15 protein-coding genes are annotated in these 18,373 nt (G+C 73.7%); 8 read left to right on the top strand and 7 right to left on the bottom strand.

Going from position 1 to position 18,373, the window contains the following annotated elements; translation table 11 throughout:
• Positions 1-185: 185 nt before the first annotated feature.
• The gene (locus tag OG764_RS20710; protein WP_328969903.1) at positions 186-965 is read right to left on the bottom strand and encodes a VOC family protein; all 780 of its coding nucleotides are present in this window, start codon (positions 963-965) and stop codon (positions 186-188) included.
• Positions 966-1,528: 563 nt separating this feature from the next.
• Between OG764_RS20710 and OG764_RS20705 the strand changes: the two genes are divergently transcribed.
• Positions 1,529-2,176 (top strand): TetR family transcriptional regulator, encoded by a 648-nt coding sequence (locus OG764_RS20705; protein WP_328969902.1) that lies wholly within the window; start codon positions 1,529-1,531, stop codon positions 2,174-2,176.
• Between the two features lie 105 nt (positions 2,177-2,281).
• On the opposite strand, the gene OG764_RS20700 is transcribed toward OG764_RS20705, so the two are convergent.
• On the bottom strand, positions 2,282-2,755 hold the full coding sequence (locus OG764_RS20700) for a nitroreductase family deazaflavin-dependent oxidoreductase (RefSeq protein ID WP_328969901.1): 474 nt from the start codon (positions 2,753-2,755) through the stop codon (positions 2,282-2,284).
• Complete coding sequence (locus OG764_RS20695; protein WP_328973095.1) at positions 2,755-4,209, bottom strand: acyl-CoA dehydrogenase family protein; 1,455 nt, start codon at positions 4,207-4,209, stop codon at positions 2,755-2,757. The genes OG764_RS20700 and OG764_RS20695 overlap by 1 nt, the downstream gene beginning before the upstream one ends.
• Positions 4,210-4,367: 158 nt before the next feature.
• Between OG764_RS20695 and OG764_RS20690 the strand changes: the two genes are divergently transcribed.
• Positions 4,368-5,564: a thiolase C-terminal domain-containing protein gene (locus tag OG764_RS20690; RefSeq protein ID WP_328969900.1), complete on the top strand. Its 1,197-nt coding sequence runs from the start codon at positions 4,368-4,370 to the stop codon at positions 5,562-5,564.
• Between the two features lie 544 nt (positions 5,565-6,108).
• Positions 6,109-6,786 carry a pyridoxine/pyridoxamine 5'-phosphate oxidase gene (locus OG764_RS20685; protein ID WP_328969899.1) on the top strand — a complete coding sequence of 226 codons (678 nt, stop codon included), beginning with the start codon at positions 6,109-6,111 and terminating at the stop codon, positions 6,784-6,786.
• A 1-nt stretch (position 6,787) separates the two neighbouring features.
• On the opposite strand, the gene OG764_RS20680 is transcribed toward OG764_RS20685, so the two are convergent.
• Together OG764_RS20680 and OG764_RS20675 are read right to left on the bottom strand one after the other, a co-directional pair.
• Entirely contained in the window at positions 6,788-7,276 is a 489-nt protein-coding gene (locus OG764_RS20680) for a Zn-ribbon domain-containing OB-fold protein (RefSeq protein ID WP_328969898.1), read from the bottom strand.
• A complete protein-coding gene (locus OG764_RS20675; RefSeq protein ID WP_328969897.1) occupies positions 7,273-7,725 on the bottom strand; it encodes a DoxX family protein in 453 nt (150 codons plus the stop codon). The genes OG764_RS20680 and OG764_RS20675 overlap by 4 nt, the downstream gene beginning before the upstream one ends.
• A gap of 220 nt (positions 7,726-7,945) precedes the next feature.
• Between OG764_RS20675 and OG764_RS20670 the strand changes: the two genes are divergently transcribed.
• The 5 genes from OG764_RS20670 to OG764_RS20650 all read left to right on the top strand — a co-directional run bounded on the left by OG764_RS20670 (position 7,946) and on the right by OG764_RS20650 (position 15,798).
• On the top strand, positions 7,946-9,187 hold the full coding sequence (locus OG764_RS20670) for a flavin-containing monooxygenase (protein WP_328969896.1): 1,242 nt from the start codon (positions 7,946-7,948) through the stop codon (positions 9,185-9,187).
• A gap of 278 nt (positions 9,188-9,465) precedes the next feature.
• On the top strand, positions 9,466-10,530 hold the full coding sequence (locus OG764_RS20665; RefSeq protein WP_328969895.1) for a cobalamin-independent methionine synthase II family protein: 1,065 nt from the start codon (positions 9,466-9,468) through the stop codon (positions 10,528-10,530).
• Positions 10,531-10,709: 179 nt separating this feature from the next.
• On the top strand, positions 10,710-12,944 hold the full coding sequence (locus OG764_RS20660) for an acetate--CoA ligase family protein (protein WP_328969894.1): 2,235 nt from the start codon (positions 10,710-10,712) through the stop codon (positions 12,942-12,944).
• A 12-nt stretch (positions 12,945-12,956) separates the two neighbouring features.
• Positions 12,957-13,769 carry an enoyl-CoA hydratase/isomerase family protein gene (locus OG764_RS20655; RefSeq protein WP_328969893.1) on the top strand — a complete coding sequence of 271 codons (813 nt, stop codon included), beginning with the start codon at positions 12,957-12,959 and terminating at the stop codon, positions 13,767-13,769.
• A 1,375-nt stretch (positions 13,770-15,144) separates the two neighbouring features.
• On the top strand, positions 15,145-15,798 hold the full coding sequence (locus OG764_RS20650) for a flavin reductase family protein (protein WP_328973094.1): 654 nt from the start codon (positions 15,145-15,147) through the stop codon (positions 15,796-15,798).
• Positions 15,799-15,907: 109 nt separating this feature from the next.
• On the opposite strand, the gene OG764_RS20645 is transcribed toward OG764_RS20650, so the two are convergent.
• Complete coding sequence (locus tag OG764_RS20645) at positions 15,908-16,975, bottom strand: Zn-dependent alcohol dehydrogenase (RefSeq protein ID WP_328969892.1); 1,068 nt, start codon at positions 16,973-16,975, stop codon at positions 15,908-15,910.
• Positions 16,972-18,321, bottom strand: coding sequence for an acyl-CoA dehydrogenase family protein (locus OG764_RS20640; RefSeq protein ID WP_328969891.1), 1,350 nt, complete (start codon positions 18,319-18,321; stop codon positions 16,972-16,974). The genes OG764_RS20645 and OG764_RS20640 overlap by 4 nt, the downstream gene beginning before the upstream one ends.
• Positions 18,322-18,373 lie beyond the last annotated feature (52 nt).

The raw sequence follows: 18,373 nt of genomic DNA, 5'->3' as shown, positions 1-18,373 counted from the left end.
ATGGCGGTGCGCACCCTGATTCTGTCGGTCCGGGGCGCCCCGGTCGAACCCGGGGGCGGATCGGGGTGTCTCACCGCGATCCGGACACCTCGGACACTCCCCCCTCAGCGGACACCGCGTCGGGCACCGCGGCGGGCGGCTCGCGGCCGGTTCCCGGACGGCTGTGCGATCGACTCTCGGACTGACTAGTCGAGTTCGGAGAGGAGCGCGAAGGACGCGCCCTGGTTGTCGCTGACGACGGCGATCCGGCCGTGCGGGGTGTCGAAGGGGTGGGCGGTGACCCGGCCGCCGAGCCGCTGGACGGTGCCCACGGAGGTGTCGCAGTCGGGTACGGCGAAGTAGACGAGGAAGTGCGCGGGCATCTCGGCGGGGAAAGCGCCGGTGATCACGCTGCGGCCGGCGATGGCGGTGTCGGAGCCGGGTTCGGTGCCGGGCGGGGACCAGGCCCGGTAGTCGATGCCGGCGTCGTCGCGGTCCTCGGGTACGTAGCCGAAGACGCGGGCGTAGAAGGTGTCGACCGCGTCGCGGGCCCGGGTGTAGACCTCGGTCCAGCAGTACGAGAAGGGCGCGTTCAGCCTCTCGAAGCCGTGGTGGGTGCCGGGCTGCCAGAGGCCGAAGACGGCGCCGCCGGGGTCGGCGGCCATGGCGGAGGTGCCGAACGGGCCGACCGGCATCGGATCCATGATCACCTGGCCGCCGGCGTCGCGGATGCGGGCCGCGGTGGCGCGGACGTCGTGCGAGGCGAGGTAGACGTTCCAGACGGTGGGCATCCGGCCGTCGGGCTTGGGGACCAGCGCGGCCACGTTGCGGCCCTCGCTGTACGCCTGCGTGTAGTGCCCGTACTCGGCGCCCGCGGGCTCCGAGAACGTCCACTCGAAGAGTTCACCGTAGAACCTCTTGCCCGCCTCGAGGTCGGGGAGCGCGGCATCGACCCAGCAGGGCGTGCCCTCTGCGAATGCGGCCATGAGGTCCGGCTCCTTCCCTTGCGCGCGGTTGCGTCCCCGGCGGGCGGTCGCGTCCCCGGTGGGCGGTTGCGTCCTGCCGCCGCGGGCGGTTGCGTCCTGCCGCCGGAGGCGGTTGCGTCCTGCCGCTGCCGTGCTGTCAAGCTAAGCCCCCGCGTTCAGGCGCGCAGCGCGATCCGGCGGTGGCGGGGGGCGGGCGGGCTTGCGATGCCCGGGCCGCGCGGGCCGTCCGGCCTCCGACCACGGATGTTGTCCACAGGCTGTTGATAAGACTGTTCGGGTGGTGGGGCGGGCCCTGCGGGGCTGTTCCCCCACCCGTCCTTTCGCCGTTTCCCGGGGCTCCACCCCGGACCCCCGGTTCTCAAAAGCCGGACGGGCCGGAGGTTGCGCCGGACGGGATGGACGTCGCGCCGGACCGGCCGGACGCCGGTGGCGCCCGTACGCCCGCGGCCGCGCGCAGGCCTGCGACCAGGCACGGACCCGCTCGCGCCCCCGTACGCGGAGCCCGTAACCCCATTTGCAGGCGGCCGAATCGCGCGCCGATCACCCGTCGGTAAGCTGACGGCATGACAGGACAAGTACGCACCGTCGACGGCCGCGTGGCCGGTCGGCGCGGACAGGCGACGCGGCAGAAGCTGCTCGACTGCCTCAGCGAGATGCTCAGCTCCTCGCCATACCGCGACGTCAAGGTGATCGACGTCGCCCGTAAGGCCGGCACCTCCCCCGCGACCTTCTACCAGTACTTCCCCGACGTGGAGGGCGCGGTACTGGAGATCGCCGAGGAAATGGCCACCGAAGGCGCCCAGTTGACGGCTCTCGTCGAGGGCCGCTCCTGGGTCGGCAAGGCCGGCTGGCAGGCCGCGGAGGAACTGGTCGAGGGCTTCCTGGACTTCTGGCGGGCCAACGACGCGATCCTGCGCGTGGTCGACCTCGGCGCGGCGGAAGGCGACAAACGCTTCTACAAGATCCGCATGAAGATCCTGAACTCCGTCACCAACTCCCTCACGGAGTCGGTGAAGGAACTCCAGGCCAAGGGGAAGCTCGACAAGGACATCAGCCCCGCCGCGATGGCCGGCTCCCTCGTCGCCATGCTCGCCGCCGTGGCCTCGCACCAGAAGGGCTTCCAGACCTGGGGCGTGAAGCAGACGGAACTCAAGCCCAACCTGGCGCTCCTCGTCCACCTCGGCATCACGGGCAAGAAGCCGACCAAGTAGCCGGGCGTCCGCGGGGGGCGAGTCCTCGGACGACCACCCGGCACATCCTGTCTGCGCGGCGGCGGACCACTTGGGGGTCCGCCGCCGCCGTGCGTCCGCGGAAGGTCAGCGGCGCTCCAGACGGAACAACCGGATCTCGCGCTCGATCCGCGCCTGGTACGTGGCGTACGGCGGCCAGAACTTCAGCACCGCCCGCCACGCCTCGGCGCGCTCCTCCCCGGCCAGCAGCCGGGCCCGCACGGCGATGTCCCGGCCCTGCCAACTCACCTCCGCGTCGGGGTTCTTCAGCAGGTTCGCGGTCCAGGCGGGATGCCCGGGACGGCCGAAGTTCGAGCCGATCAGCAGCCAGGTCCCGGCCCCCTCCTCCGGCATGCACGCGAGCGGGGTGGTGCGCGGCCGGCCGCTCTTGGCGCCCTTGGCGGTCAGGATGACCCCGGGCAGCATCTGCGCGCTCAGCATCACCTTGCCCCGGGTCAGCTTGTGCACCGTACGGTCCATCGCCGGGATCACGTGCGGCGCGATCTTGGCGAACAGCAGGGTCGAGGACACCTTCTGCATCAGGCGGACACCGGGAGCCATCAGACGGCCACCCTTCCTTCGCTCGCATCGGTCGGGGACGTACGGGGGGCGGCGGGGCCGGGGGCGCTGCTGAGGCCGGTGGGGGTGACGGGACCGGCCGGGGCCGGGGCCGGGGCCGGGGCGGCGAACAGGCCCGCCCGCTGCGCCGCGTGCTCGCGCAGCCGGTGCACGGGCCCGAACAGCAGCTCGTCCGCCGCCGCCCGCTTGAAGTACAGGTGCGCCTCGTGCTCCCACGTGAAGCCGATCCCGCCGTGCAGCTGGACGGCCTCGGCGGCCGTGCTGCGCAGCGCCTCCAGCGCCTGGGCCAGCGCCAGCGGGCCCTGCTCCGGGTCCCAGGCCGCGTAGTAGGCCGCCGAGCGGGCCGCCTGGAGCTGTACGTACAGGTCGGCGAGACGGTGTTTGACCGCCTGGAAGGACCCGACGGGCCGCCCGAACTGCTCGCGACCCTGGACGTACTCCACGGTCCGCGCGAGCGCGGCGCCCGCCGCACCGGCCGCCTCGGCGGCGAGCGCGGCGGCCGCTGCACGGCCGGTGGCGGCGAGCGCCCCGCACACGTCGGCGGTGTCGGCGGCCGCCTCGGTGTCCTCCCCCAGCAGCTCCGCCGGGGTGTCCCGCAGCTGTACGCGGCCCTGCGCGCGGGTCTCGTCCAGGGTGGCCTGCCGGGTCCGGACCAGCCCGGGGGCGTCGGCGTGCACCAGGAACAGCAGGGTGCGGCTGCGCGCGAAGCCACCCGTATGGGCGGCGACCACGAGCAGACCCGCGCTGTGCCCGTCGAGCACCTGGGCGGCCTCCCCGTAGAGCCGCCAGCCGCCGGCGCCACGCCGGTCCGCCGCCGCGGGCCCGTCCGCCGGGCTGCGCACGTCCGCCCCGCTGTGCGCGTCCGCCGCACCGTGCGCGCCTGCCGCGCCGCTCCCCTCTGCCGCAACACTCCCGTCCGCCGGTCCGCTCCCGTCCGCCGGGCTGCCGGTGGCGGGCGCGCGGCGGGCCTGGATGCCGCCCGCACGACCGTCGCCGGCCCAGTCGCCGGGCCGGTTGTCGCCGGTCAGGGCCAGGGCGGTGGCCAGCGCGGTGCCGGGCACGGCCAGCGCGGCCGTCAGGCTGCCGTCGGCGATCCGAGGCAGCAGCGCGGCCCGCTGCGCCTCGGTGCCGAGGGCCGCCACGAGCGGCGCGGCGAGCACGGAGGTGCCGATCAGGGGCCCGGGCAACAGGCTGCGGCCGGTCTCCTCGCAGGCGAGGACGAGCTCGGCGGTACCGCAGCCCACCCCTCCGTACGCCTCGGGGATCGCCAGTCCCGGCAGCCCGAGCTGCGCGGCGAGCTGCTGCCAGAGGTCCTGGTCGTAGCCGGGGCCGGTGCGCACGGCGGCCTTGACCGCGTCCGGCCCGCAGCGTTTGCCCAGCAGTTCCCGCAGAGTGCGGCGGATCTCGTCCTGCTCCGCGGTGAAGGCGGCATCCATCATCGGGCTCCTCCCCGTATCTGACGGGCCGTCATGTTAGGCCGCCCCGAAGCAGATGCACAGAGCCGGGGCGGGCCCGATGCGCCCCTCGACCGGCCCGCCCGCCCCCGCCCCACGCTCCGTGTACGGGTACGGCAATCTGATGTACCGTCAGATTCATGCCTTCAGCTGCCCCCTCCACCCACACCTCCGGCGGCCGGCGCAGGGTCGCCGTCGTCGGCGTCGCCCTCTCCGACTGCGGACGGGTCGACGAGGCCACCCCGTACGCCCTGCACGCCCAGGCCGCCCGCCGCGCCCTCGCCGACTCCGGCCTGGACCGCTCGGTCGTCGACGGCCTCGCCTCCGCGGGCCTGGGCACCCTCGCGCCGGTGGAGGTCGCCGAATACCTGGGCCTGCGCCCCACCTGGGTGGACTCGACCGCGGTCGGCGGCGCCACCTGGGAGGTCATGGCCGCCCACGCCGCGGACGCGATAGCCGCCGGCCACGCCAACGCCGTCCTGCTGGTCTACGGCTCCACGGCCCGCGCCGACATCAAGGCCCGGCGCCGCACCTCCAACCTCTCCTTCGGCGCGCGCGGCCCCCTCCAGTTCGAGGTGCCGTACGGCCACACGCTCGTCTCGAAGTACGCGATGGCGGCCCGCCGGCACATGCACGAGTACGGCACCACCCTGGAGCAGCTCGCCGCCGTGGCCGTACAGGCCCGCGCGAACGCCGCCACCAACCCGGACGCGATGTTCCGCACGCCCATCACGGTGGACGAGATCCTCGGCGGCGACATGATCGCGGACCCCTTCACCAAGCTGCACTGCTGCATCCGCTCGGACGGCGGCTGCGCGGTGCTGCTCGCCGCCGAGGAGTACGTGCCGGACACCGCGAAGGAACCGGTCTGGATCCTGGGCTCCGGCACCGCCGTCTCGCACACCACGATGTCGGAATGGGACGACTTCACGGTCTCCCCCGCCGCCGTCTCCGGCCGCCTCGCCTTCGCCCGCGCCGGCCTCACCCCGGCGGACGTGGACCTCGCCCAGATCTACGACGCCTTCACGTACATGACGCTGGTGACGCTGGAGGACCTCGGGTTCTGCCCGAAGGGCGAGGGCGGTGCCTTCGTCGAGAAGGGCCGACTGCTGCGGGACGGCGAACTCCCCGTCAACACGGACGGCGGCGGCCTGTCCGCCTGCCATCCCGGCATGCGCGGCCTGTTCCTCCTCGTCGAGGCGGTCCGTCAACTGCGCGGCGAGGCGGGGGCCGGCCAGGTCCGCAAACGGGGCGGCCACCTCCCCGAGGTCGCCGTCGCCTCGGGCACGGGCGGCTGGTTCTGCTCCTCGGCAACGATCGTCCTCGGGCGGGGCTGAGCGCTTCCCCCGCGGGGCGGACAACCCCCGCCCGGCAGGGCGTGCACCCCTCCGACCCTGCTGGGCGGACAACGCAGCCTCGCCGGGCGGGCACCCCCAGCCCCCGCCGGGCGGGCTCCAACCCCGCTGGGCGGACAATTCCCAGCCTCGCCGGCGTTTGAGGCGCGGGTCCGGGCGGAGCCCGGCAACCCGTCGCACCCCTCAGCCCCTCCGGCGCTTGAGGAGCGGGTCCGGGCGGAGCCCGGCGACCCCGTCGCACTCTTCAGCCCCTCCGGCGCTTGAGGAGCGGGTCCGGGCGGAGCCCGGTGCCCGGCGCCAGCCGGGTTGTTCGTTGGGGCTCCGCCCCAAACCCCGCGCCTCAAACGCCGGCGAGGCTGGATGTTGCCCCTCAGGGCGTCGGCGAGGCTGGGAATTGCGCCCCAGGGCGTCGGCGAGGCTGGAGGTGCGCCCCAGGGCATCGGCGAGGTCGCAGGGTGGCGGGGTCGCGCGGTCGCGCGGTCGCAGGGTCGCAGGGTCGCAGGGTCGCAGGGCTAGGGTGGCCGGCATGGAGGCCACCGCCACTCACGAAGACTTCGTCAAGGCCCTGCACGCGCAGCGCGTGTGGGACGCCGAGCTGCCCGGCTTCGACCCCGGGAGCGCGACCGCCGACCCGGTCGCACTGTTCCACGCCTGGTTCCTGGACGCCGTACGGGCCGGACAGCCCGAGCCGCACACCATGACGCTCGCGACCGCCGACGCCGACGGCCGACCCGACCTGCGGACGCTGATGCTGCACGACGCCGACGCCCGCGGCTGGCACTTCGCCTCGCACGCCACCAGCGCCAAGGGCCGCCAGCTCGCCGCCCGCCCCGACGCGGCGCTCGGCTTCTACTGGCCCGCCGTGGGCCGGCAGGTCCGTATCCGCGGGGCCGTATCGGCCGGATCCGCGGAGGAGGGCCGGGCCGACCTGGCCGCCCGCACCCGCGGAGCGCTCGCGGCGGCCCTCACCGGGCACCAGAGCGAGGTGCTGGGCAGCGCCGAGGAGCTCGCGCGGGCCGCCGACGCCGCCTGGGAGCGGGCCGGCGCCGAACCGGACGCCGTCAGCGCCACCTGGACCCGGTACGTGCTGCACCCGCGCGAGGTGGAGTTCTTCCAGGGCGACCCGGCCCGCCGCCACGTCCGCCTGCGCTACACCCGCTCGGCCGACGGCGAGCACTGGGCGCGGGAGCTGCTCTGGCCCTGATTCACGCCGGGCGGAAGACGGGCACGGCGATCGCCGCACCGGCCCCGCCGTCCCCGTCCGCCACGTCCGCCCCGTCCGCCGCGTTCGCCGCGTTCCCGGTGCCTTCCGTCCGGAAGGCCACCACCAGCTCCATCCCGACCGCCGGCCCGCCCTCCGGGCAGTCCACCAGCTCGGTCATCATCCGCGGGCCCTCCGCCAGGTCCACGACGGCGGCCACGTACGGCACCCGCCCGCCGAAGGGCGGCAGGTCGTTGCGGTGGACCACCGACCACGTGTAGAGGGTCGCCCGGCCGCTCGCCCGCTCCCAGGTCACGTCCTCGCTCCAGCAGTACGGGCAGAACTCGCGCGGGTAGTGGTGCGCCCGCCCGCAGCCGCCGCAGCGCCGCACCAGCAGCCGCCCGGCGGCGGCGGCCTCCCAATAGGTCCGCGTGAAGGCGTCCGCCTCGGGCAGGTCGAAGCGCGCCGCGGGGCCGCCGGAAGCCGAAGTCAAAGGAAGAGTCCCATCGTGTGGTCGAGGGACCAGGCCTGCCAGCTCATGGCGAAGAGCGCGACGAACGAGATGAGCGCCATCATCGCGTTCTGCCCCTGCTCGGCCCAGTCGTGGATCATCAGCACCAGGTACAGCAGATTCAGCAGCAGGCCGCCGACGAGGGCGACCGGGGTCAGGAACCCGGCTACCAGGCCGAGACCCAGGGCGAGTTCGGCGTACACGACGACGTACGCCATCAGGCGCGGGCGCGGCTCCACGATCTTCGCGAAGCCGGACTTCACGAACGGCCAGCGGTGCTTGCCGGCCACGTCCGCCGCCCACGCGATGCCGGTCCCGCGCTCGAACCAGCCCTTCTTGTCCTTGTGCCGCCAGCTCTCCAGCCACCACAGGCCGAGGCCGATCCGGAGCACGGCGAGCCACTCGGCCCCACTGAGCCAGACGGTCTGCATCAGGCACCCACCCTCCCACCCCAACCGCCACGATCTGACGGTACGTCAGTTCAGCGGATCCGCCGCGGCAGCGCAAGGGGTCGGACGCCGACCGGACCCCCCGCACCGCCGCCCGGGGCGTGTCCCGGGCGGCGGTGCGGGGGCGCTCGTGATCGATTCGCAACCGGATCCCGCCTTGACCGAGACCCATCAACTCTCTGTGCCGATACGCTCACCCTCCATGGCCGAAACCACGGGAACCCCGCACATACGCGACGCCGACGGATCCGCCGCGCCTCCCGTGTACGTGATCGGCGCCGGGCCCGGCGGCCTCGCCGCGGCAGCCGCCCTGCGCGCGCACGGCGTCCGCGCCGTCGTCGTCGAGAAGGCCCCGGACGTCGCCGCCTCCTGGCGCGGCCACTACGACCGGCTGCGCCTGCACACCACCCGCCGGCTCTCCGCCCTGCCCGGCCTCCGGATCCCCCGCCGCTTCGGCCGCTGGGTCGCCCGCGACAACGTGGTCCGCTACCTGGAGAAGTACGCCGAGCACCACGAGATCGAACTCATCACCGGCGTCGAGGTCCACCGCGTCGAACGCGCCGCCGGCGCCGACGGCTCCGGCAGCCCTGACGACGCCGGCAGCCCTGACAGCCCCGGCGGCTCCGAGGGAGTCGAGGGAGCCCGCTGGATGCTGCTCGCGGACGGCGGAAGACGGCTCGCCGCCCGCGCCGTCATCGTCGCCACCGGCTACAACCACACCCCCCGGATGCCCGACTGGCCCGGCCGCGACACGTACTCCGGCGACCTCCGGCACGCGAGCTGCTACCGCAACCCCGGCCCGTACGAGGGCCGCGACGTGCTCGTGGTCGGCGCGGGCAACACCGGCGCCGAGATAGCCGCCGACCTCGCCGCGGGCGGCGCCGCCCGGGTCCGCCTCGCCGTCCGCACCACCCCGCACATCGTGCGCCGCGCCACCGCCGGCTGGCCCGCCCAGCGCACCGGCATCCTGGTCCGCCGGCTGCCCGTGCCGCTCGTGGACCGGCTCGGCCGGATCGTCGCCCGGCTGTCCGTGCCGGACCTCTCTGCTCACGGCCTGCCCCGCCCGGACACCGGCCTGTACAGCCGGGTCAAGGAGGGCGCGATCCCGGTCCAGGACGTCGGCCTGATCGACGCGGTCCGTACCGGCAAGGTCGAACCGGTGGCCGCGGTCGAGTCCTTCGACGGCGCCGAGGTCGTACTCGCCGACGGCAGCCGCATCACGCCGGACGCGGTCCTCGCCGCGACCGGCTACCGGCGCTCCCTCGAAGGCCTCCTCGGCCACCTCGGCGTACTCGACGAACGCGGGCACCCGCGGGCCCACGGAGCCCACACCGTGCCGGGGGCGCCCGGTCTCTACTTCACCGGCTTCACCAACCCCATCAGCGGCAACTTCCGCGAAATGGCCCTGGACGCCCGCCGCATAGCCAAATCCCTCAGCGGCTGACCCCGACGGCCGCATCCAGCCTCGGGCGGCTATAGCAGGTGCAGCCGCCCCCGCGCAGGGATACGCCTGATTTTGGCGAAGTATCCGGCCGATCCCCGCCGTTCACACCGCGCACGCCCACCCGCCACGCAGCCCCCTCCGCACTCCACCCACCCCCTCTGACCTGCACCGACGGAGTCCCCCCGCACGCCCCACCACCCCCACACCCGCCACACCCCGGCCGACGTCGCTCCATCGCAGCCTTGCCCGCCGATTCGGCGCTTACCTAGGGTCCGGCCATGAGCATCCCCACCGAGCCCATCGGCAGCATTCCGCGCCCCGCCTCACTCCAGCAGGCCCTGGCCCTCCAGGCCGAAGGACGGCTTTCCGACGGCGAGTTGACTGCGCTCCAGGCGCAGGCCACCGCCGACACCCTGGCCCAGCTGGCGAAGCTGGGCTGCCCCGTCCTGGTGGACGGCGAGCAGGCCAAGCCGAGCTTCGCCACGTACCCGCTCGCGGGCCTGACCGGGCTCAGCCCGGACGGGGCGGTCATCCCCTTCGCCGACGGCCACACCCGGCAGCTGCCGGCGCTGACCGAGGGCCCGTTCCGCTACGCGACCCGCGCCGTGAGCTACCTGCGCGACGCCCAGCGGCAGGCGGACCTGCCGGTCAAGCAGGCCGTGATCGCGCCGTCCGCCCTCAGCCTGCTCTACCCGGCCACCCCGATCGCCGGGTACTCCCGCGAGCAGTTCCTCGCGGACCTCGCCGACGAGGCCGAGGCCGACATCCGCGAGTGCCTCGACGCGGGCGCGCACTCCGTGCAGCTCGACTTCACCGAAGGCCGGCTGTCCCTGAAGCTGGACCCGAGCGGCGGGGTGCTCGACCAGTTCATCGCCCTCAACAACGAGGTGCTGGGCCGCTTCACCGAGGCCGAGCGGGCCCGGATCGGCGTCCACACCTGCCCCGGCGGCGACCAGGACTCCACCCACAGCGCCGACGTGGACTACGCCGAGCTTCTCCCGAAGCTCTTCGAGCTGAAGGCCGGCAACTTCTACGTGCAGCTCGCCAGCGAGGCGGACCCGGACCGCGTCCTGGCCGTCATCGCCCAGCACCTGCCGGCGAACGCACGGGTGTTCGTCGGCGTGACCGACCCCATCGACCCCCGCGTGGAGACGCCGGAGGAGGTCCGCGACCGGGTACTGGCCGCGGCCCGGCACATTCCGGTGGACCGGCTCGGCACCTGCGACGACTGCGGCTTCTCGCCGTTCGCCGACGACGCGTCCACCTCCCGCGAGGTGGCGTTCGCCAAGATCGACGCCCGCGTCCGCGGCACCGCGCTGGCCGCGGAGGCGCTCGGCCTCTGACCGGCCGACCGGCGCCGGGCCGCCGCCCCCGAGGGAAGGTCGGGGGCGGCGGTCCGGCGCGCTTCCGGCCCGGCTCGATCTCAGCTCGTTCCGTCCGCACTGTTCCTGACACAACGTCAGTTGAGTAATCTGACTACGCGTCAGTTTACCGAGTTCATCGAGCAGGAGCGGGCGGAACGATGCTTGGATCTACTCACGGCACCCTCACCACCGACTTCCGCGCACGCGTCGAGGCCTGCGGGGAGCACCCGCGCATGGCGGTCCACTCCACGGCCGACCCTTCGGCCGGCCGGGACACCGACCTCGACGTCAGCGGCCGGCCGCTGCACGCCGACGTGCCCGACCTGGACCGCTTCTTCCGGCCCGAGTCGGTGGCCGTCATCGGCGCCTCCGACGCCGACGGCAGACCCAATACCGGGATCACGCGCCAGCTGATGGCCTGGGCCGAACGCGTCGGCGCCCGCCTGCACCCCGTGCACCCCACCCGGGAGACCGTCTTCGGGCTGCCCTGCGCCGCCTCCGTCACGGACCTCCCCGAGGACGTGGACCTCGCCGTCCTCCTCGTCTCGGACCCGCTCCCGGTGATCGAGCAGCTCGCCGACACCAAGATCAAATTCGCGGTGGCGTTCGCCTCGGGCTTCGCCGAGACCGGCGAAGAGGGCGCCGCCGCCCAGGCCCGCCTGGCGACCGCCGTGCAGCGTTCCGGCCTGCGCCTGCTGGGCCCGAACACCAACCTCAACGCCTTCGAGGCGTTCCGCGAGGACCTCGACGGCCCGGCGATCGCCCTGATCACCCAGTCCGGCCATCAGGGGCGGCCCGTGTACACCCTCCAGGAGATCGGCATCCGCCTCTCCCACTGGGCGCCCACCGGCAACGAGGCCGACCTCGAAACCTCCGACTTCATCTCGTACTTCGCCGACCAGCCGGAGATCGGGGCGATCGCCTGCTACGTCGAGGGCCTCAAGGACGGCCGGTCCTTCCTCCTCGCCGCCGACCACGCCGCCCGCAAGGGCGTCCCGGTCGTCGCCGTCAAGGTGGGCCGCACCGAGACCGGCGCCCGGATGGCCGCCTCCCACACCGGCAAGCTCACCGGCGCGGACACGGTCGTCGACGCCGCCATGCGGCAGTTCGGCGTGATCCGCGTCGACGGCCTGGACGAACTCCAGGACACCGCGGCCCTCCTCGCCCGCGCCCGCACCCCGCAGGCCGAAGGCGTGGTCGTCTACTCCATATCCGGCGGCACCGGCGCCCACTTCTCCGACCTGGCCACCGAGGCCGGCCTGGTGCTGCCCACCCTCTCCGAGGCCAAGCAGCAGGAACTCCACGAGTGGATCCCCCCGTACCTCAACGTCGCCAACCCGGTCGACAACGGCGGCCACCCGGTCGGCGACTGGCGCGGCCGCAAGATCATCGACGCGATCCTCGCGGACCCCTCGGTCGGCGTGCTGATCTGCCCGATCACCGGCCCGTTCCCCCCGATGAGCGACAAGCTGGCCCAGGACCTCGTGGACGCCGCCGAGGCCACCGACAAGCTGATCTGCGTCGTGTGGGGCTCCCCGGTCGGCACCGAGGACGCCTACCGCACCACCCTCCTCGGCTCCTCCCGCGTCGCGACGTTCCGCACCTTCGGCAACTGCATCACCGCCGTCCGCGCGTACCTCGACCACCACCGCTTCACTACCCAGTACCGCTCCCCCTTCGACGACGCACCCCGCACGCCCTCCCCCTCGTACCGCAAGGCGCAGGCCCTGATGCGGCCCGGCCAGCAGCTCAGCGAGCACGCCGCCAAGCAGCTGTTGCGCGCGTACGGCATCCGGGTCCCGCGCGAGCAGCTCGTCACCAGCGCCGCCGCCGCGGTCCGCGCCGCCGGCCTGATCGGCTACCCCGTGGTCATGAAGGCGTCCGGCCCGCAGCTCGCCCACAAGACGGAACTCGGCCTGGTGAAAGTGGGCCTGACCTCCGCCAGCCAGATCCGCGACGCGTACCGCGAACTCACCGACATCGCCCGCTTCGAGAACGTCCCCCTCGACGGCATCCTCGTCTGCCAGATGGTCGAGCGCGGCGTGGAGATGGTCGTCGGCGTCACCCAGGACCCGCTGTTCGGCCCGACCGTCACCGTCGGTCTCGGCGGTGTCCTCGTCGAGGTCCTGCACGACGCCGCGGTCCGCGTCCCGCCCTTCGGCGAGAACCAGGCCCGCGCGATGCTCACCGAACTCCGCGGCCACGCCCTCCTGGAAGGCGTACGGGGCGCCCCGCCCGCCGACGTCGACGCGCTCGTCGAGGTCGTCCTGCGCATCCAGCGCATGGCCCTGGAACTCGACGGCTCCCTCTCCGAACTCGACATCAACCCCCTGATGGTCCTCCCCCGCGGCCAGGGCGCGGTCGCCCTCGACGCGCTCGCCATCTGCCGCTGAACGGAGCGCACCGTGAAGGACGTCCCGAGCACCCCGGACGAAGTCCGGCACCACACCACGAACTCCGTCTCGTGGATCACCCTCAACCGCCCCGAGGCGATGAACGCGGTCACCTGGGAGCAGCGCGAACGCGTCATCGCACTGCTCGCCGAGGCGAGCGCCGACCCCGCCGTCCGCGCGGTCGTCCTGACCGCCACCGGCAAAGGCTTCTGCACCGGCGCCGACCTGCGCGGCTCGACCTCCTCCGGCACCGGCGACCGCATCACGGGCGACGTGTCCCGCATGATCCGCCAGGGCGCCCAGCGCCTGATCACCGCGGTCCTCGACTGCGAGAAACCGGTGATCGCCGCGGTCAACGGCACCGCCGCCGGCCTCGGCGCACACCTGGCCCTCGCCTGCGACCTGGTCCTCGCCGCGGAGTCCGCGAGGTTCATCGAGGTCTTCGTCCGCCGCGGCCTGATCCCCGACGGCGGCGGCGCCTACCTCCTCCCCCGCCTGATCGGCCCCCACAGAACCAAGGAACTGATGTTCTTCGGCGACGCGGTGCCGGCGGCGGACGCCCTCGCCATGGGCCTGGTCAACCGCGTCGTCCCGGACGACGCCCTCACCGACACGGCCCGCGCCTGGGCCGAACGCCTCGCCCAGGGCCCGACCCGAGCCCTCGCCCTCACCAAGGCCCTCGTCAACGCGTCCCTCTCCACCGACCGCGCCGCCGCCCTCGCCGCCGAGGCCGCCGCCGTCGAACTCAACATGGCCACCACCGACGCCGCCGAGGGCCTGGCGGCCTTCCGCGACCGCCGCCCCCCGAAATACCTCGGCCTTTAGGGGGTCCCCTGCACTCGGCGGGGGCGGCGGCTGGGGCAGTGGTACGGGTGCGGCCAGTGGTACGGGTGCGGGCCGCGCGGGTTCGCTGTCGGTGGGGGCGGGGTTGGTCGTGGGGGCGGGGGCGGGGGCGGGGGTTGTCGGCGGGCGGGGTTGTGAAGGTTCCGGTGGCTGCCCGCCAGTCCAGTGTCCGTCCGGGTCGGGTCGTGGCGTCAAGGGCGCTCCCTTCGGTCGCGTCGCTGCGCGATGACCCTTCGGGCCACCCTTGACACCACGCCCCGCCCCGGAAGGCCCCAGGCCTTGCGACCACCCCCCGGGGGAAGAAGCGGCATGGGGGACGGCCCACCCTTCGACTCCCTTGTGGATAGGCGCGCGGGGTACCGGCTGGGCCCGCCCTCCGGGCGAAGGACCCGCATCAGATCGCTACTCCCACCACTCGTCTCGGCGGCAGCCGGACCGTCCGCGCCTGGACATAAGCACGCACCAATTCGCTGCACAGTCGCACTTGTCCGGCGGCAGCCGGACCGTCAGTGGCTGGGCGACTCCAATGATGTTCGCGGGGGCCCAGATCCTGCTGATCTGGCTTGCCTTGCCTATCTCGTCTGTCTGCCTGCCTGCCTGCCTGCCTGCCTGCAAGGGATCGTGGCGAGACCGTCTTCCGGCACGGATTCGCCTCCGAAAGCGTCTTTTCCGGGGGCGCTGAGCCTCGAATCAGGGCCGGTGAGCGGCTGAGACACGATTCGTTTCCGAGATCCCCACCCTCCTCGCCCAGAGCCTTCCACCCTCCACAAAACCCCAGGTCAGGGGCCTGAGCCTCAGACGGTCCGGCTCCCGCCAAGCCGGGTGGTCGAACCAGCCATCCGACGCGTGCCTATGTCCAGGCACGGACGGGCCGGCTGTCGCCGAGACGGGTGGTCGGCCCGCGATCCGGTGCGTGCCTATGTCCGGGCACAGACGGGCCGGCTGTCGCCGAGACGGGTGGAGCGCGTAGCGATCTGGGGCGGGTCTTTCGCCCGGAGGGCGGGGCCCGGCGGCAATGCCGCGCGCCTATCCGGAAGGGAGTCGATCGGCTGCTCGTCCCCATGCCGCTTCCTCCCCCCCGGGGGGTGGTCGCAAGGCCTGGGGCCTTCCGGGGCGGGGCGTGGTGTCAAGGGTGGCCCGAAGGGTCATCGCGAAGCGACGCGACCGAAGGGAGCGCCCTTGACGCCACGACCCGACCCGGACGGACACTGGACTGGCGGGCAGCCACCGGAACCTTCACAACCCCGCCCGCCGACAACCCCCGCCCCCGCCCCCACGACCAACCCCGCCCCCACCCCGCCCCCTTCCAATCTGACGCTCCGTCAGCTTCAATGCCCGTGTGATGGGACACGCAGGGATGGCGGCCACCGTCGTCCGATACCTCAGGTCAGTCGGCTCCCCGACCTCCGCGGGGCCCGTGGAAGCGCTGCCGCGCCCCGACCTCCGGGCCGTGGGCGAAGACGAACGCGCGCCGGTCTCACCGGCCGAATTCCGCGCCGTCCTCGGCAACTTCGCGAGCGGCGTCACCATCATCACCGCCCCCGCTCCCGACGCCGACCCCGACGCCGCCGACCCCGGCCCCGCAGGCCCCGCCGACCCCGCCGGCCCCGCCGGCCCCGCCGGCTTCGCCTGCCAGTCCTTCGCCTCGCTCTCCCTCGCCCCGCCCCTGGTGACCTTCATGGTCGCCCGCACCTCGACCACCTGGCCGCGGATCGCCCGCGCAGGCGTCTTCTGCGTCAACATCCTCGGCGCCGAACAGGGCGAGTTGTGCCGTTCGTTCGCCGTGAGCGGGGCCGACAAGTTCGCCGGGGTGTCCTACACCCCGGCCCCGGTCACCGGCTCACCACAGCTCGCCGCGGTCCCGGCCTGGATCGACTGCCGCATCCACGCCGTCCACACGGGCGGCGACCACCTCATCGTCGTAGGCCGCGTAGAGGCCATGGGCGCCGCCGGCGAGGGCGCGCCCCTCCTCTTCCACCGAGGCACGTTCGGGCGCTTCCAACAGACCTAGGGCCTCGGACCCGAGCCAGCACCCACCGCACCCGCCGAGGGGCCCGCCAGGGGGCGCGAGGGGGCCCGCCAAGCCCTCGGGCTCCCTGGCGGCCCCCCTCCCCCACCCCCTAGAACGTCAGCACCCCCCGGGCCACCCGCCCCTGGTGCGCGTCGTCGGCCGCCTTCGCGAAGTCCTCCACCGGGTAGGTCTCCGTCACCAGCTCGTCCAGGAGCAGCTTCCCCTCCCGGTACAGCTCCGCGTACAGCGCGATGTCCCGCTGCGGCCGTGAGGACCCGTACCGGCAGCCGAGGATCGACTTGTCCAGGTACATGGACGACACGAGGAACGACGCCTCCTCCGTGAAGCCCGGCACGCCCAGCAGCACCGCCTGCCCGTGCCGGTCCAGCAGGTCGATCGCCTGCCGGATCAGCTTCACGTTCCCCACGCACTCGAACGCGTGGTCCGCCCCGCCCGGCAGGATCTCCTTCACGGCCGCCACCGTGTCCGGCACGGCCGACGCGTCGACGAAGTGCGTGGCCCCGAACTGCCGGGCCACGCCCTCCTTCGCCGGGTTCGCGTCCACGGCCACGATCCGGGTGGCGCCCGCGATCCGCGCGCCCTGGAGGACGTTCAGCCCGATTCCGCCGGTCCCGATGACGACCACCGACTCGCCGCGGTCGACCTTGGCCCGGTTCAGTACGGCGCCCACGCCCGTCAGCACTCCGCAGCCGATCAGCGCGGCGCTCGTGAACGGGATGTCCGCGGGTATCTTCACCGCCTGCACGGCCTTGACGATGGTCTTCTCCGCGAAGGCCGAGTTCGACGCGAACTGGAACAGCGGCTTCCCGCCCCGGGAGAACGGCTGCCCCGGCATCCCGATGGCCTTCCGGCACATCGTCGGCCGCCCCCGGTCGCACTCCCCGCACGCCCCGCAGTTGGCGAGCGTGGACAGCGCCACGTGATCCCCGGGGGCCACATGCGCCACACCCGCCCCCACGGCCTCCACCACACCGGCACCCTCGTGCCCCAGCACCACCGGCGGCGGGAACGGGATCGTCCCGTCGATCACCGAAAGGTCGCTGTGGCACAGCCCGGCCGCGGCGATCGCGACCAGCACCTCACCCGGTCCCGGCTCGCGGATCTCCAGATCGTCGACCACCTGGGCCTGCTTGCCGTCGAATACGACGCCTCTCACCGCGACTCCTTAGGGAGGCCGAGCACCCGCTCGGCGATGATGTTGCGCTGGATCTCGTCCGAACCGCCGTAGATGGTGTCGGCCCGGGTGAACAGGAACAGCCGCTGTGCCTCGTCGAGCCCGAGCTCGTACGGCAGCCCGGGCGCCCAGTCCCGCCCGCCGGCGGCCGCGGCCGCGCCCCGGACCTCCACCGCCAGTTCCCCGAGCCGCCGGTGCCACCCGCCCCACAGCAGCTTCGCCACGCTCGGCGCGCCGGGGTCCTCGGCGTGGGAACGGGAAGCCGCACCAGAACCGGCCCCGCCCGCCCCCTCCGAGCCGGCCCCGCCCAACGTACGCAGCGCGTTCCACCGCATGGTCTGCAACTCCGCCCACTGCCGCACGAGCCGGGCCCGCAACACGGGATCCCCGCCCTGCGCAGACGGGGACTGGGACGGGGACGCGGACGGCAACATGGACCCAGACGGGGTCGGAGTCGGAGTCGGAGTCGCAGACCGCACGAAGCTCTCCACGACACGCTCCAGCTCCGCCGCGAACCCGATCTGCTGGACCAGCGTGGACACGCCCCGCTCCAGTGCGAGCAGCCCCATCGCCACCGCCCAGCCGTTGCCCTCCCCGCCGACGGCCTCCTGCGCCACCGCCCCGTCGAAGAAGACCTCGTTGAACTCGCTCGTCCCCGACATCTGCCGGATCGGCCGCACGTCGACCCGGCCGCCGGGCTGGTCCATGGGGACCAGCAGGAACGACAGCCCGTGGTGCCGGCGCGAGCCGGGCTCGGTCCGGGCGAGGACGAAACACCAGTCGGCGTCCCGCGCCAACGAGGTCCAGATCTTCTGCCCGGTCACGCGGTAACGGCACCCGGAACCAGACCCGGCCCTCCCCACCTCCCGCACCCCGACCGTCCGTATCCCCGCCAGGTCCGAGCCCGCGCCCGGTTCGCTGTAGCCCTGGCACCACAGCTCCTCGCCGCGCGCGATGCCCGGCAGGAAGCGGTCGCGCTGCTCCTGGGTGCCGTACGCGAGGAGGGTGGGCGCGAGGAGGTTCTCGCCGATGTGCCCGACCCGGCCGGGCGCGCGCAGCCGCGCGTACTCCTCGGCCCAGACCACCTGCTGGGTGAGCGTGCCGGCGCGCTGCCCGTACGCGCCCTCCGGCGCCTGCCAGCCCAGCCCGATCCAGCCGCCCCGCCCCAGTTCGCGCTCCCACGCCCGCCGCTCGGCGACGCCCTCGTGTTCGCTGCCGGGCCCTCCGAGGCCCGCGGCCGCCGCGTACGGGCCGGTCAGGTGTTCCTCAAGCCACTCCCGCGCCACCGCCCGGAACTCGTCGTCCGCCGCCCCAAACCCGAAGTCCACGCGCCCTCCCACTCCCCACCACGAGCCGACGTTCCTGACCACGAGCCGCCGT

Source organism: Streptomyces sp. NBC_00239 (assembly GCF_036194065.1).
In the GTDB taxonomy this organism is placed as follows: Bacteria; Actinomycetota; Actinomycetes; order Streptomycetales; family Streptomycetaceae; genus Streptomyces.
This window is presented reverse-complemented; position numbering and strand designations above follow the sequence as displayed.

Coding starts and splice junctions, on each gene's coding strand:
- OG764_RS20675 (WP_328969897.1), bottom strand. CDS start 7,725: ATGCAGACCGTCTGGCTCAGTGGGGCCGAGTGGCTCGCCGTGCTCCGG.
- OG764_RS20650 (WP_328973094.1), top strand. CDS start 15,145: ATGGCGGCCACCGTCGTCCGATACCTCAGGTCAGTCGGCTCCCCGACC.
- OG764_RS20685 (WP_328969899.1), top strand. CDS start 6,109: ATGGAGGCCACCGCCACTCACGAAGACTTCGTCAAGGCCCTGCACGCG.
- OG764_RS20695 (WP_328973095.1), bottom strand. CDS start 4,209: ATGGATGCCGCCTTCACCGCGGAGCAGGACGAGATCCGCCGCACTCTG.
- OG764_RS20700 (WP_328969901.1), bottom strand. CDS start 2,755: ATGGCTCCCGGTGTCCGCCTGATGCAGAAGGTGTCCTCGACCCTGCTG.
- OG764_RS20665 (WP_328969895.1), top strand. CDS start 9,466: ATGAGCATCCCCACCGAGCCCATCGGCAGCATTCCGCGCCCCGCCTCA.
- OG764_RS20710 (WP_328969903.1), bottom strand. CDS start 965: ATGGCCGCATTCGCAGAGGGCACGCCCTGCTGGGTCGATGCCGCGCTC.
- OG764_RS20660 (WP_328969894.1), top strand. CDS start 10,710: ATGCTTGGATCTACTCACGGCACCCTCACCACCGACTTCCGCGCACGC.
- OG764_RS20705 (WP_328969902.1), top strand. CDS start 1,529: ATGACAGGACAAGTACGCACCGTCGACGGCCGCGTGGCCGGTCGGCGC.
- OG764_RS20670 (WP_328969896.1), top strand. CDS start 7,946: ATGGCCGAAACCACGGGAACCCCGCACATACGCGACGCCGACGGATCC.
- OG764_RS20690 (WP_328969900.1), top strand. CDS start 4,368: ATGCCTTCAGCTGCCCCCTCCACCCACACCTCCGGCGGCCGGCGCAGG.